We start from the raw sequence: 14,172 nt of genomic DNA on the forward strand, positions 1-14,172 counted from the left end.
ACGAAGTACCCGATGCGGCGTCGCTTTTTCGGCGATGGCCGCCTGCGAATGCGGCGGATGCGAAGCAGCGGCATCCGAACCGGCGGAACTCGACGCCGGGCCGCGCATATCCCGGGGAAGCACGCCCCCCGTGGCGTGCCTGAAGAGGACGGCAACAAACGAATGAAACTCATACACAATGTGCGTCGCCGACTAGTGGCGGGAGCGCTCGCGGCCTTCCTGCTGTCAGCCCTGATCACGGTCGCCGGTGGACCGGCAACCGCCGGTGCGTACTCGCGTCCGGGTCTTCCGGTCGAGACGCTGATGGTCCCGTCGGCGGCCATGGGCCGCGACATCCCGGTCAGGTTCCAGGGCGGCGGACCCAAGGCGGTGTACCTGCTCGACGGGCTGCGCGCCCGCGACGACAACAGCGGCTGGGACATCGAGACGGCGGCATTCGAGACCTACTTCGAGTCCGGCCTTTCGGTCGTCATGCCCGTCGGTGGCATGTCGAGCTTCTACACCAACTGGCAGGGTCCGGCCGTCGGGAACGGCGCCACGTACAACTACCAGTGGGAAACCTTCCTGACCTCGGAACTTCCCGCGTACCTGGCGGCCAACAAGGGCATCTCGCCGACCGGCAACGCCGTGGTGGGCCTGTCGATGTCGGGCAGTTCCGCGCTGATCCTGGCCGCCTACTATCCCGGTCAGTTCAGCTACGCGGGTTCGCTGTCGGGTTACCTCAACCTCTCTGAGGGTGTCTGGCCGGCGTTGGTCGGCTTCGCGATGCGCGACGCCGGAGGCTTCAGTGCCAGGTCGATGTGGGGTCCCGGTGGCGGTCCGGCATGGCAGCGCAACGATCCGACCGTCAACGCCGGGAGGTTGGCCGCCAACGGAACCCGGATCTGGGTGTACTGCGGCACCGGCCGACCCGGAGAGCTCGGTGGCGGCGGTGACATCCCCGGGCAGCTGCTGGAGGCGATCACGCTCGACAGCAACCGGAACTTCCAGCGGCAGTACCAGGCTGCCGGCGGCAGTAACGGGGTCTTCAACTTCCCCGCCAACGGCACGCACGGCTGGGGTTACTGGGGCTCGCAGTTGACCGCCATGAAGCCCGACATTCAGCGCTCGCTGGGCGTCTGAGTCACGGCGACGCGAGGGCCGGAGCGGGATCGTCGCGCTCCGGCCCTTCGTCGTCGGTCAGTACGTCGGAATGAACACACCGTTCATCCAGACGCCCCAGTGCTGCCAGCCTTCGTCCCAGACCTGCGGATTGCCCTGGGCCCACAGCTCAGCTCCCGATACCTCGACCCCGGTGCGAGTGGAGTGGCCCCATCCGAAGCCGGATCGCCGGCCACTAGTGCTCGGTGGGCGCCTGTCCGCGCGGCAGGGTCGCCTCGTCCTCGCACACGGCCCAGGTGTAGCGCTGCTGGTTGATGGCCTGGCTGTCGCCGAGCATGAACGCGCGGTGGTAGCGACTGGCACGGGCGATCGTCGCCAGCCACGTGGTCACGGTGCTGGCGCGGTTGCGCACTCCGGTGAGGGCGGCGATGTGGATGACTCCCCACCCCACCCAGCCGGCGAGACCCGCGAGCTTGACGGGCCCGACCTGAAGCAGCGCGTGTCCGCGGCTGATGTAGGCCGCGGAGCCGAGATCCCGGTAGCGGTACGGGCGGCGGGGTTTGCCTTCGAGTTCGCGGCGGATGCAGGCGGCGACGTGCAATCCGCCCTGCATCGCGTTCTCGGCGACGCCCGGCAGTTTGTCGCGACCGACGAGGTCGCCGATGACGAAGACCTCGGGATGTCCTGTCACGGACAGGTCGGGTTCGACCTCGATGCGGCCCGACCGGTCGCTGGTGGCGCCGAGCACCTCGGCGACGTGTCTGGCGAACGGGACGGCCTCGACGCCTGCCGTCCACAACACCGTCCGTGCCGCGTACTCCTCGTCGGGCCCGCCGGCTTTCGGTGAGATCGTCACTCCCTCCCGGCGGACGTCGGTGACGTGGACACCCAGTCGCAGCTCCACGCCGAGACGTTGCAGTGTGCTGGTGGCCTTGCTCGACAGGTCCGGCGCGAAGCTCTTCAGCACGCGATCGCCGCCGTCGAACAGCAGCACCCGGGCATCTTCGGGTTCGATGCTGTGGAACTCGTTGGCCAGGGTCCGCGTCGCCATCTCCCGGATCTGCCCGGCCAGTTCCACCCCCGTCGGCCCGCCGCCGGCCACCGCGAAGGTCAGCCAGCCGTCCCGCTCGGCCCCGGCGGGCAACGTCTCGGCGATCTCGAACGCGGTGAACAGGCGTTGGCGAATGCCCAAGGCGTCGTCGAGGGTCTTCATCCCCGGGGCCCACTGCGCGAAATGCTCCTTGCCGAAGTAGGACTGCTGCATGCCGGCCGCGATCACGAGCACGTCGTAGTCGACGGTGAACGTGGTGTCGTCGGGGCGGCGTGCGGTGACTCGGCGCAACCGCGGGTCGAGGTCGATCGCTTCGCCGAGCAGCGTCGTGACATTGCGGTGGCGGGCGAACTCCTCGCGCAGCGGACGGCTGATGTGTCCGATGCTGAGAGTGCCGGTGGCGCACTGGTAGAGCAGCGGCTGGAACAGGTGGCCCGCCGAGCGGTCCAGCACCGTCACGTCGACGTCGGCGGCGCCAAGCCGGCGCGCGCAGAACAGCCCGCCGAAGCCGCCCCCGACGATCAGCACTCTCATCCGGCGGTCGCTCATGGCCACTGACGCTAGTCGCCGCGGGGCGACCAGCGAGCGCGATCCTGACCGCTGACATCTCCACGTCTTGCAGAGAATGTGTGAGTGGAGGTGTGCAAAACGTGGATCGCCCGACGAACGGCGCGCGCCGTGGACGCCGCCACGGCCGCCGGCCGCGATCTCGGGCTACGCGTGGACGATCCGCGGGTGCTCTACGACGTGTTCTCCGTCGTCGTTCATCTCGCCCCGGCGCCCGTGGTCGTCCGCGTGCCCACCGTCCTCCCCCGCAGTTACACGGCGTCTCCCGAACGGCAGACCGCCCAGCAACGCGCGGAGATCGCGGTCACGGGATGGCTCGCCGACCGCGGCCACCCCGTGGTCGCGCCGAGCCCGCTTGTTCCCCGCGAACCCGTTACGCGTGACGGGTTCTCGATGACGATCTGGCAGTACGTCGCGGAGGCCCCGGCTGCCGACCCCGGCGTGGAGCGGCGCTTCGAGATGGTGGCACGCCTGCACCGCGCACTTCGCGACTACGACGGCAGCGACCTCGGTTTCTGGACGCCGGTGAACGACTTCATCCCCGACGGGCTGGCCGAACTCGGGGAGCGACCGGACCTCCTGAGTCACGCTGATCGTGAACGGGCGCAACGGGAATGGTCGCTCATCGCTCCCCTGCTCGCCTCCAGGGAGGCCTTCGAGGCGGCGTTCCCCGGCGCTGAGGTGCAGACGATCCACGGTGACGCGCCGTTTCACAACCTGATCTTCACGGCCGCGGGAGCGAGGTGGTCCGACTTCGAACTCGTCACGTCCGGACCAGTGGAGTCCGGCTCGCGATGGCGGGCCCCGAGGGCGCCGCGGCCTATGACAAGGCGGCGGCGCGACTGGGACTGCGACGACTCGACGAGCGAGTGCTGAGGGTCGCCGAGACGGCTGGGCTGCTGGCCGCGGTCGCGTGCCTGGCGATGGCGCCGCAGCTGCCGATGCTGGTGGAGGCCGTCGAACCGGTCGTCGAGAAGTGGCGGGCCGCAGCGTCGTTCGCGGACTGATCGATCGGTAGGAAGCCCGACGTCACCTACGCGGGTGGGTCCGCGGCCTCACGGCCGGGCGGTGAGCAATCGGGAGGCACCCGGTCCGTGCAGCGCCTCCCCATCGACCGCACGGCCGGATGCGGCGACCAACAGGTCGACGGCACGGCCCCTGACCTCGATGCCGTCGCCAATCTCGGCGCCGGTGTCTGTGGCGACCAGACGCAAGCCTGCAACCCGTTCCCGTCCGCCGTGCCAGGTTGTGGACGTCTTCGCCTGGTGGGCGAGGGCCGCGAAGACGGCGTCCGGAGGATAGCCGGCCGCGATCCCAAGTGGTCTGCGGATGTCCTCGCCGTGGACGAACGCCTCCACCAGACGCGTCGCGGGCGCGGCCGGTGGGGTCAATGTCAGGTTGATCGCGGCCTGCATCGCCGCGAGCGTCGCCTGTGGATCTGCGCGTCGCCGGCGTGCGATACCGCTGGCGTTGTCGCCGTCGAAGTCGAACCGAGACAACACCATCCGGCGGATGAAGGAAATCCGCGAAGTCATTGCCGTGTCCACCAGATGAGCGAGGACGTCGTGGACCGTCCAGTCGGCGCACAGTGACGCGATCGACCACGCATGGGGCGGCAGGTCCCGTAGGTCGCAGACCAGTCGTGCGCGTTCTGCATGTACGATCGGCCACACCGTCGAGGCCTCGAATTTCACCGGTACTCCCCTGCTCTTCGGACATGACGACATACAGACCTCGTATTCGCTCCGGATTCATCGCAGCCGACGAGCCGAACCACAGCAGAAGCAGCGCCGCTACACCCGCCGAACGGCCTCCGAGGCGCGGACGGACAACAGTTCCGACAGTTCCTCGGCGTAGGCAAGATGCGTGCGTAGCCTGGCGGCGCTGTCCGTCGCTTTCGCCCGGCACTGTTCGAGGTGTGCCGCTGCGGTCTTGCGCTGCCGGTCCGATGATGTGTCGGCGGCAAGAATCGCGAGCGAGTCCAAGAGCTTCTTCATCTCGGCGAGGGTGAAGTCAAGTGGTTTCATCCGCCGGATGACCAGCAGGCGTTCGATGTCGGCCTCGGTGTAGAGACGAAAACCCCCCGCCGAGCGGGCAGATGGGGTGACCAGTCCGACCTCGTCGTAGTGACGCACGGTGGCAATGGACAGCTCGGTCCGTGCAGCCACCTGCCCGATCTGCATCCGTGTGTCGTCACGCATCTTCTGTGTCCCCCAAAGGTACAACTGGCCGAAAGGCGGTCTTTCGCTCAGTGTTCGGTGCCGAGCTTGCCGGAGAGCCTTTCGTGCCGATCAGCCGAATCGGAGTTGAGTCCGATGATCTCGACGTGCTTGCCCCTCGACCGATACTTCGTGGTCACAGCATCCAGGGCGGCGACGGTAGAGGCGTCCCAGATGTGCGAGGCGGACATGTCGATCACGATGTTGCGGGGGTCGTCGGTGTAGTTGAACTGGTAGACGAGGTCATTGCTCGACGCGAAGAACAACTCGCCGGTCACCCGGTAGACCACGGTGTCCACGGTGCCATCGCTGTCGTCATCGGACTCGGTCACCTTCTGCACCGTCACCAGGTGTGCGACCCGCCGCGCGAACAGCACCATCGCGGTCAGCGCACCGACGATGACTCCGTAGGCGAGGTTGTGGCTGACCACGGTGACCACCACGGTCGCGAGCATGACAAGCGTTTCGCTGCGCGGCATCCGGCGCAGCGTGGCGGGGGTGATGCTGTGCCAGTCCATCGTGCTGACCGACACCATGATCATCACCGCCACCAGCGCCGCCATGGGGATCAGGCCGACGATGTCACCGAGTCCGACCACCAGGCCCAGCAGGAACAGCCCGGCGAGGAAGGTCGAGATGCGGGTCCGGGCACCCGACACCTTCACGTTGATCATGGTCTGGCCGATCATCGCGCAGCCGCCCATGCCGCCGAAGAAACCGGTGACGACGTTGGCGACACCCTGGCCCCACCCCTCGCGGGTCTTGTTGCTGTGGGTGTCGGTGATGTCATCGACGAGCTTGGCTGTGAGCAACGATTCGAGCAGTCCGACCAGCGCCATGGCCAGCGCGTACGGGAAAATGATCGACAGGGTGTCGAGGTTGAAGGGCACTTGGGGCAAGAACAGCGCGGGCAGACTCGACGGCAGTTCGCCTTCGTCGCCGACGGTGGGGATGTGCACGTCGAACGTCAGCGCGACGGCGGTCAGGAGAGCGATGGCGATGAGCGGCGCCGGGATGACCGTGGTCAGCCTCGGGAGGAACACCATGATCAGCAGACCGACGGCGACGAACGGGTACACCAGCGCAGGGACGCCGAGTAGGTGTGGCAGTTGCGACAGGAAGATCAGGATCGCAAGGGCGTTGACGAACCCCACCATCACGCTGCGTGGGATGAACCGCATCAGCCGGGCGACACCCAGCACGCTGAGCACGATCTGGAGGACACCCGCGAGGATCACCGTGGCGATGAAGTAGTCGAATCCATGATCGCGGACCAGCGGTGCGATGACCAGGGCGATCGCGCCGGTCGCCGCCGAGATCATCGCCGGTCGACCTCCGACGATCGCGATCGTCACCGCCATCGTGAACGAGGCGAACAGACCCACCCGGGGATCGACGCCGGCGATGATCGAGAACGAGATGGCCTCCGGGATCAACGCCAGCGCCACCACCAACCCGGCGAGCACCTCGGTCTTCAGGCGTCTCGGCGACCGCAGCGCGGCCACCACCGAGGTACTCGGATCGCCTGCCTCACGCACATTCGGCGCAGGCGAAATCTGTTGAGAAGACACAAAATTCCGTTCGCTGGACGGCGCGTCAGTGCGCCACGGTGGATTCAGAAGAAGGCCGGGACAGTCGCGTCGATGCTCACCAAATGGACCAGCGGCCGAGCGGTGCGATCCCAGGTTTCTGCCCCGTGGAACCCTACTCTCACCTGAGGCGAGGGTACGAATTTCGTGGGCAAGCTCACCTCACGTCGGCGGCGGGCCCTTGCGTCATGCGTTCTCGCGAACGTCCTAACCTGGACTCGTGTCCGACCGTGATCGCGTGCGCTGGGATCGGCGATACACCGAGCGCGAGGCGGTGTCCGACGATGAGGTCGGCCTACCGGCGGTGTTCCAGCCGTTCGCCGACACCTTGCCCACCGCCGGGCGCGCGCTGGATCTCGCGTGTGGTCGCGGCGGGACTGCGGTGTGGCTGGCGCGTCGCGGCCTGCAGGTCCGGGGATACGACGTGTCCCCGGTGGCGATCGCGCAGGCCCGCGCACTCGCCGACCGAGTCGATCTGTCGGCCCGCTGCCGGTTCGACGTCGCCGACCTCGACGCCGGCTTGCCTGCGGGGCCGCAGGTGGACATGTTGCTCTGCAACAGGTTTCGCGATGCGCGCCTCGACCAGCCGATCATCGAGCGTCTCTCCCTCGGCGGGCTCCTCGCGATCAGCGTGCTCAGCGAAGTCGGTGCCTCCCCTGGCCCGTTTCGTGTCAGGCGTGGCGAGTTGAGGCGGGCGTTCGGCGGCCTGGACGTGATCGCCGAACACGAGGCGGACGGCGAAGCGTGTCTGGTGGCTCGCCGCCTGGGTCAATGACTCAGCCGGCCGCCCACGCCTTGGCCTGATCCAACTCGTCCAGGCCGAACACCGCCAGTTCGCCGGGAACCATCCACGCGAACGCGTGCATGGCGTGGCCGACCCACTCCTTGTCGGAGACCACCGCGATCCGCCGGAACGCGGAGTGGTGCCGGAGCATCGTGCCGAAACCCATCTTCAGGTCTTCGAGCAGTCCGCCGGGGCCGAAACCCTCGTAGTCGTCGGTCACCACCTCGACGATCCTGATCTCCTCAGAAGCGAGCAAGCCCTCCATCGTGGACCTGAATTCACGCAGATCCTCGCCGCTCACCCGGCCGGAGACCCGAAAGCCGCTGACGCCCGCCGGCATGTCTTCCAGTACCTCGATCATGGTTTCAGCTTGGCACGCACGGTGGCCGCAGAAGCCGGAATGGCCCGCAGCGCGGCGACCGGGTCAGGGGCTCGCAGAGGGCATTGGGAAGATCGGACGGTGGACAACACCGTTCTCACCATCCCTGCACTTCTCGCGAACAGCGTTCGAGAGTTCGGCCAGCGCACCTACCTGGTGACCCCGACCGAACGGCTCACCTACGCGGACGCGGAGCGGCACTCGGGTGAGCGGGCGCGCTGGCTGCTTGCGCAGGGCATCGGCAAGGGCGCCCGTGTCGGATTGTTCTTCGCCAACGGCACGGACTGGGTGACCTGGTGGCTTGCGGTGTCGCGGATCGGCGCGATCGCCGTTCCCCTGAGCACGTTGTACCGGCCGGCCGAGATCGCCAAGGTGATTCGGCTGGCCGACGTCGGCCTGCTGATCGCCCCCGGCCGGGTGCTGAACATCGACGTCGCCGACCGGTTCGAAGCGGCCTTTCCCGAGCTTTCGGGTCAACCCGCCGGCCGCCTGATGCTGAGCAACGCGCCGTTTCTCCGCCGGATCGTGCTCACAGGTGACAGCCGACCCTCCGAGTGGTCGAGCAGCTTCGGCGACGACGAGGCCGACCGGTTGCCCTTCGAACTCCTGCAGGCGGCAGAAGCCGAGGTGTCGCCCGCCGATCTCGCGATCATGGTGCACACCTCGGGGTCCACCGCCGATCCCAAGGGGGTCCTGCACACCCACGGCACGCTGGTCCGGCAGACCTCGACATGGCCGGCGGCGATCCGAGCGATCACCGGCGCCGCGGCGGCGCCGGTGATCCTGTGCGCCATGCCGTTCTTCTGGATCGGCGGGGTGTTGGCGGCAACCGGCGCGCTGCACGACCCCGTCACACTGCTCGTCATGCCCAGGCTCGACGCCGGGATCGCACTGGACCTCGCAGAATCCGAGCGGGCCACCGGGATCGTGGGATGGCCGGCGTTCACCCAGCGGCTGCGTGCGCATCCCAGCTTCGCCGACCGGGACCTGTCGAGCGCGCCGATGTTGCGTGACGGCCCGCTGGACATCGCGATGACCGATGTCCCCGACGGCTTCCCGATCCACCGCACCATGTCCGAGACCGCGGGCGGGTTCGCCTACACCGAGATGAAGATCGTGGACGACGACGGCGTGCCGGTCGAGGACGGAACGGTCGGCGAGCTTCTCGTCCGCGGCATCGGCGTGATGGCGGGTTACAACAAACGGGAACGCAGCGAGACTTTCGATTCCGACGGGTGGTACCACAGCGGTGACCGGGTCTACCGCAGTGCCGGCGATCCCCGGCTGTTCTACGTCGGAAGAAGCAGCGAACTGATCAAGTCGTCGGGAGCCAACGTCTCGCCACTGGAGGTGGAGGCCGTGATCGGGGGTTTCGAGGACGTGGCGCAGTGCGTCGTGGTCGGCGTCGATCACGCCGAGCGCGGCGAGGAGGTGTGCGCCGTCCTGGTGCCCGCCGTCGCCGACATCGACCTGGAATCGGTGGTCCGCCGCGCTCGTGAGCAGCTGTCCTCCTACAAGGTCCCGACCCGGTGGATCACGGTCTCCGGTGAGCAGATCCCCACGCTGGCCAGCGGCAAGCTGAATCGAAAGGCGTTGCGTACCTGGGTGATCGAAGGCGCCGACCGCGCCGCACCGTCGGGGTCGGTCTGAGTCCCGTCACGGGTCTCAATTCTGGCGGGGCAGTAGCTCTTTGGTGAAGCGGTCGATGAAACCCGCACTGGCGGTGGCACCGGCCGGCCTGATCACGAACTTCGTCAGCCCGGCGGCGACGTAGTCATCGAGCTGGCGATGCAACTGGTCCCAGTCCGCCGCCACGAGCTCCGCCGGATCGAGATCGGGTCGTCGTCTGCGGATCCCGCGAATGACCGGCTCGGGCAACCTGCCCTCACCAACGGCCAGGTTGATCCCGTAGTGGTCGTCGGGGATGTGACGGCCCAGCGAGTCGGCGGCCGCGCCGATGTCGAGGCGGGCCTGCCGCGCCTCGGACGGCGTCAGGAAGCTGCCCAGCCAGCCGTCCCCGTACGCGCCGACGCGCCGAAACCCGGCGAGCGTCGCGCCGCCGAGCCAGATATCCAGCGGTGCAGCGGGTTTGGGGAGAACGTCGACGTCCCGGACGGCGAAGTACTCACCTGCGAACGTGACACCGCTGTCCCGCAGAACCGTGCGCAGCAGCTTCAGCGATTCGTCGAACACCGCTGCGCGTCGTCCGTCGGGTACCACGAACGCGTCGCGTTCGGCGGGCATCGCCGACCGCAGCCCGAAGACCGGCAGCACCCGCTTCGGCGCCAGCGCCGCCAGCGAGGCGAGTTGCTTGGCGACCAGGACCGGGTGGCGGCCCGGAGCACCGCCACCGACGTCCCCACCTTCAACCGGGTGGTCCGCGCCAGCGCGAACGTCATACCGACGAACGGGTCCACTGCCGCCGAGTAGAGGAGTTCGGAGAACCAGAGCGAGTCGATCCCGGAGGCCTCCAGCTGATCGACGATGCCGGGCAACTCCTCGGGGACGACGTCTGCTCCGAGGCCGACTCCGAACCGGACCTTCACACCGTCTCCTCGCTTCGACCGGACTATTGGCACTGCAACGCGCGTCGGGTGCCTTTTGTGCCGGGTCGGACGATCATCGGCACCGGATTGTCCGGTGGCACCCCGGTCCGCGATGACAATATGAGGCTTGTGGCGGAACACATCACCTTCCCGAGCAGCAGCGGACCCGAGCTGGCAGGTCTCATCGACCTCCCCGAGGGCGACGTCCGGGGGTGGGGCGTGTTCGCGCACGGGTTCACCCTCGGCAAGGACAGCCCGGCGGCGAGCCGCATCTGCAAGCAGCTCGCCGCAGAGGGCATCGGCATGCTGCGGTTCGACAACCTCGGCCTCGGCGGCTCCGACGGTGATTGGGGAGATGGTTCGTTCTCGCACAAGGTCGCCGACACCGTTCGTGCCGTCGAGTTCATGAACGACGCCGGTCGGGAGGTGCGCCTGCTGGTGGGGCACTCGTTCGGCGGTGCCGCGGTGATCGCCGCGGCGCACGGGTGCCCGACGGTCGCGGCGGTGGTCAGCATCGGCGCGCCGTTCCAGCCCGCCCACGTCGAGCGCATCTACGACGCCCTGGTCGACCGGATCGAGTCCGAAGGCGAAGCATCGTTGCTGATCGGCGGGAAGGCACTCACGCTGCGGCGGCACTTCATCGAGGACGTCCGTGCTGCCGATCTGCGTGAGCGGATCAAGACCCTGCGCCGCGCGTTGCTCGTCATGCATTCACCCACCGACAACACGGTCGGAATCGCGAACGCCAGCGATATCTTCCGTGCGGCGCGCCACCCCCGCAGCTTCGTCTCACTCGAGGGTGCCGATCACCTGCTCACCGGCAAGAATCAGGCGGCACGGGCGGCCCGGATCATCAGTGCCTGGGCCGACCCGTACCTGTGAGCCTGAGACCTAGGCGGCGTCGCTGCTGGAATCCGAGCCCGAGTCGCTCTTCTTCGAGCCCGAGTCGCTCTTCTTCGAATCCGAGTCGGAGTCGTCGCTCTTGGTCGTCGACGTCGAGCCGGAATCCGACTCGGCCGAGTCGCCGGTCTTGGAAGCGGGCTTCTTGAAGCCGCTGGTGAGCTTCGAGAAGCTCGTGTTGATGCTGTCCTGCACCTGCTTCACAGTCTCGCCGACGGCGCTGGGCTTGCGGTGCTTGGGGCCCGTCGTGACGGGTGCAGGCGCCTCTTCGGTCTCGGGCTCGGCGGTCACTGCAGGAGCGCTCGGTGCCTCGGTCTCGGGCTCGGCGGTCACTGCCGGAGCGCTGAGGGCCTCGGTTGCCTCCTCGGATTCGGTCACCTGGACCTCTTCCACCGCTGCTGCTTCGGGGGTGGTGTCGGTGGTGTCGGGATCCTCGAAGATCGGGCCGGGCACCGGCTCGTTGTCCGGGTTGGGAACGAACGGTGCGCAGATGGCGCACTGAGTGCCGAGCACGAACGGGTTGAACGCGGTGTTCAGCCCCCGACCCAGGCTGGTCAGGCTCGTCACCACCAGTTCGGGCGTCACCGGCTTGATCGAGGAGAAGTCCGGCGTCGCGGTCAAGCTGTCGTAGAAGCTGGTGAACGGGGTGGTGGGATCCAGTTTCACGTTCTGGCCGGACCACGGGAGTTCGTTGCCGTCCTCGTCCTTGACGTAGCACTGGCCGTCCTCGCTGCACGAGATGCCTTCCTTCACTGTCGGGAAGGTGTATCCGTCTGGCGAAAACAGGGCACCGATGTGACGAAGATCAAACATTTTGCTGAGGATCGCAGTGGGGTCATCGCATGCGCCGGGCCCGGTTCCGGTGCAGCCGGAATTCATCGGTAGCTGTGATGCGGCGATGGTGGCGACCATGTTTCCCAGCGGAACCGAAAGGGCCGGGAACGGGATCAGCAGGTTGGTCAGTGCCTGGTACCTCGGGACGTCGGCGGTGTCGGTCCCGAGGATGTTGGTGGGGCTGTACACCCACCAGCTTCCGCCGTAGTGGAGGTCGGCGCCCAGGCCCACGACGTTGCCCGCGGGCTGCGTCAACGTGATGCCTTCGTAGGTGGGCTGGAAGCTCGGGCCACCGTCGGGTTCCCCTCCCAGCTGCACGTTGCCCTCGCCCAGTGCCGTGAAGAAGTTGTACGGCGTATTCGCCAGAGCGATAAACAAGTTGGCGGGGATGTTGAACATGTTGGTGCTGTCGGCGGCCGGGGTGAACGGCGTCGCCGTGGGCAGTCCGAGAGGTCCGTCGCACAGGGCGCTCAGGTCGCCCTCCGCGCAGGTCTGGGTGGCGGCGACGAGGCCGACATCCCAGCTTGCCGTGCGTGACTCGGGCTGGGGTGTGGTGATCGGGACCGCGGATATGACGCTGGCCCCGACCAGTGCGACCCCGGCGGTCACATAGGAACGAGCGATTGTGGGCATGACGGCCCCCTCCATGTTGCTGTGCGTGACCCCGACCGCAGGAAAACGTATCCAGAATGTGACTCTCTGTCTACCTAACTCGGCCGAATTCTCATAAACGGCTAATTTGCTGACGCATACGTCAGTTAATGCCGGGAATCGCGAATCGCAAACCAAATCGCGGCTGACGACGAAATTCGCGCCGAATCGATCGGCGCGCATATCCAATCCGGATCGCGCGGCCCGGTTGGCACCGCACCTCTGCCGTCATGGCGTGACGCGTGCGAGTCCGGCGCGGTAACTGAGGGTCGGGGCCACCCCGCGGTCGGTGACCGCTCAGCTGCCGCCCTCCTCCGCCGGCAGAGGCGGAGGCAACGGCGTGGTGGGCGTCGGCTCTTCCGCGGATTCGGTGGACGCACCCGGTCGGTGGAAGTCCACCATCGGCTCGTCACGGATCACCCGCTCCCCGACGCTGATGACGAGGGCGCTCGACGTCACCATGTACTCGACGCCGTCGTTGGCGACGGTGAACGCACCGTCGGAGGAACGCGACGCGACGGCGATGAGCCTGGCGCCGTCCCGCACCCGCACACCTCGGTACTCGTAACCGCCGTCAGGGATGCTGCAGATCGCCACCCGCGAGCCGGCGGTGCTGCCGAAGACCACCACCGTGTCGGGGGCGGTGCATCGTGCGGTCGAGTCGACGTAGCCCTGGCTGTCGAACGCGGGCGCCGCGACCGCCGCGGGCGCGGCGGCGACGAGCACTGCCGCGCACGCGGTCCCGGCCAGAGCCACGCGGCGGGCCGGGGTGAAGACAGCGGGGCGTGGGAGCATGCGGTGGGAAGACATCACCTTCCACCAGAGCACGGAACGGCCGATCGTGCGAACGGCGACCGCCGATGATCACCGCATCGTTCGCGCTTCGAGACCGGACCGTAATGACTTGAGCCACCCCGGCGATGAAATTGACGATGACTCAAACATCTGCCGCGGCCCGCCGTGTTCCGGCGTTCCGATGGAAAGCGATGATCGTCGCCGCAGCGCTGGCCGTCGCGCTGCTCACCGGCGGCGGGTCCGTGGGCACCGCGCACGCCGCGCCGCCGCAGCTGGTTGCCAAGGACTTCTCCAAACCGGCGATCGTCGTCCTCGGCTACGGCCTCAAACCCGACGGCACGATGCGGCTGATCCTGCACACGCGGGTGCTCGCCGCCCTCGCCGTCGCGCAGATCTTTCCGCAGGCCCCGATCATCGTGACCGGCGGCAACCCGCGGAACGGGAACACCGAAGCCGGGCAGATGAGCAAGATGCTGCGTCTGTACGGAACCCCCCGAGAGCGGATCATCGTCGAAGACAGGGCGAACAGCACCGTGCAGAACGCCAGATTCTCGGTTCCGCTGGCCAAGGAGGCAGGTACGACGGGGATCATCCTGGTGACCTCGTCGTCGCATCAGGACCGCGCGGACGGCAATTTCGCCGATGCCGGGGGAAACGTTCTCGCGACCGTGAGCTTCCCGGACCAGAATCCGTCGATCAACATCGAACAGTTCGTCCGGGACGTGATCAGCCCGTTCGTCGCCATCAGCTGATGGG

14 protein-coding genes and 1 pseudogene are annotated in these 14,172 nt (G+C 67.6%); 7 read left to right on the forward strand and 8 right to left on the reverse strand.

Features of this window, described 5'->3' with window-relative positions; translation table 11 throughout:
* Nucleotides 1–162 precede the first annotated feature (162 nt).
* Complete coding sequence (locus H7I57_RS07320; RefSeq protein WP_264022716.1) at nt 163–1,122, forward strand: esterase family protein; 960 nt, start codon at nt 163–165, stop codon at nt 1,120–1,122.
* Nucleotides 1,123–1,336: 214 nt separating this feature from the next.
* Here the strand turns inward: H7I57_RS07320 and H7I57_RS07325 are convergent, their stop codons facing one another.
* Complete coding sequence (locus H7I57_RS07325) at nt 1,337–2,701, reverse strand: NAD(P)/FAD-dependent oxidoreductase (protein WP_308204323.1); 1,365 nt, start codon at nt 2,699–2,701, stop codon at nt 1,337–1,339.
* Nucleotides 2,702–2,785: 84 nt separating this feature from the next.
* On the opposite strand from H7I57_RS07325, the gene H7I57_RS07330 reads away from it, so the two are divergent.
* Entirely contained in the window at nt 2,786–3,595 is an 810-nt protein-coding gene (locus H7I57_RS07330) for an aminoglycoside phosphotransferase/kinase family protein (RefSeq protein ID WP_308204324.1), read from the forward strand.
* On the forward strand, nt 3,589–3,726 hold the full coding sequence (locus tag H7I57_RS33445; RefSeq protein WP_308204325.1) for a hypothetical protein: 138 nt from the start codon (nt 3,589–3,591) through the stop codon (nt 3,724–3,726). The genes H7I57_RS07330 and H7I57_RS33445 overlap by 7 nt, the downstream gene beginning before the upstream one ends.
* A 48-nt stretch (nt 3,727–3,774) precedes the next feature.
* Here the strand turns inward: H7I57_RS33445 and H7I57_RS07335 are convergent, their stop codons facing one another.
* The 3 genes from H7I57_RS07335 to H7I57_RS07345 form a co-directional block, all read right to left on the reverse strand.
* Nucleotides 3,775–4,413: a maleylpyruvate isomerase family mycothiol-dependent enzyme gene (locus H7I57_RS07335; protein ID WP_264022717.1), complete on the reverse strand. Its 639-nt coding sequence runs from the start codon at nt 4,411–4,413 to the stop codon at nt 3,775–3,777.
* A gap of 99 nt (nt 4,414–4,512) precedes the next feature.
* Entirely contained in the window at nt 4,513–4,902 is a 390-nt protein-coding gene (locus H7I57_RS07340) for a MerR family transcriptional regulator (RefSeq protein WP_372510145.1), read from the reverse strand.
* Between the two features lie 65 nt (nt 4,903–4,967).
* The gene (locus H7I57_RS07345) at nt 4,968–6,509 is read right to left on the reverse strand and encodes a SulP family inorganic anion transporter (protein ID WP_264022719.1); all 1,542 of its coding nucleotides are present in this window, start codon (nt 6,507–6,509) and stop codon (nt 4,968–4,970) included.
* A 238-nt stretch (nt 6,510–6,747) separates the two neighbouring features.
* Between H7I57_RS07345 and H7I57_RS07350 the strand changes: the two genes are divergently transcribed.
* On the forward strand, nt 6,748–7,302 hold the full coding sequence (locus tag H7I57_RS07350) for a class I SAM-dependent methyltransferase (RefSeq protein WP_264022720.1): 555 nt from the start codon (nt 6,748–6,750) through the stop codon (nt 7,300–7,302).
* A 1-nt stretch (nt 7,303) separates the two neighbouring features.
* Here H7I57_RS07350 and H7I57_RS07355 read toward each other — a convergent pair whose 3' ends face one another.
* Nucleotides 7,304–7,672 carry a SpoIIAA family protein gene (locus H7I57_RS07355; protein ID WP_264022721.1) on the reverse strand — a complete coding sequence of 123 codons (369 nt, stop codon included), beginning with the start codon at nt 7,670–7,672 and terminating at the stop codon, nt 7,304–7,306.
* 99 nt (nt 7,673–7,771) lie between these two features.
* Between H7I57_RS07355 and H7I57_RS07360 the strand changes: the two genes are divergently transcribed.
* Complete coding sequence (locus tag H7I57_RS07360; RefSeq protein ID WP_264022722.1) at nt 7,772–9,340, forward strand: class I adenylate-forming enzyme family protein; 1,569 nt, start codon at nt 7,772–7,774, stop codon at nt 9,338–9,340.
* 15 nt (nt 9,341–9,355) lie between these two features.
* Here H7I57_RS07360 and H7I57_RS07365 read toward each other — a convergent pair.
* A pseudogene (locus H7I57_RS07365) lies at nt 9,356–10,236 on the reverse strand (TIGR03854 family LLM class F420-dependent oxidoreductase).
* A 129-nt stretch (nt 10,237–10,365) separates the two neighbouring features.
* Between H7I57_RS07365 and H7I57_RS07370 the strand changes: the two are divergent.
* On the forward strand, nt 10,366–11,118 hold the full coding sequence (locus H7I57_RS07370; protein ID WP_264022723.1) for an alpha/beta hydrolase family protein: 753 nt from the start codon (nt 10,366–10,368) through the stop codon (nt 11,116–11,118).
* Between the two features lie 9 nt (nt 11,119–11,127).
* Here the strand turns inward: H7I57_RS07370 and H7I57_RS07375 are convergent, their stop codons facing one another.
* A complete protein-coding gene (locus H7I57_RS07375) occupies nt 11,128–12,603 on the reverse strand; it encodes a hypothetical protein (protein WP_264022724.1) in 1,476 nt (491 codons plus the stop codon).
* A gap of 315 nt (nt 12,604–12,918) precedes the next feature.
* Entirely contained in the window at nt 12,919–13,431 is a 513-nt protein-coding gene (locus H7I57_RS07380) for a hypothetical protein (protein ID WP_264022725.1), read from the reverse strand.
* 122 nt (nt 13,432–13,553) lie between these two features.
* Between H7I57_RS07380 and H7I57_RS07385 the strand changes: the two genes are divergently transcribed.
* A complete protein-coding gene (locus H7I57_RS07385) occupies nt 13,554–14,168 on the forward strand; it encodes a YdcF family protein (RefSeq protein ID WP_372510140.1) in 615 nt (204 codons plus the stop codon).
* Nucleotides 14,169–14,172: the final 4 nt, after the last annotated feature.

The organism is Mycolicibacterium pyrenivorans (assembly GCF_025821625.1).
GTDB lineage: Bacteria > Actinomycetota > Actinomycetes > Mycobacteriales > Mycobacteriaceae > Mycobacterium > Mycobacterium pyrenivorans.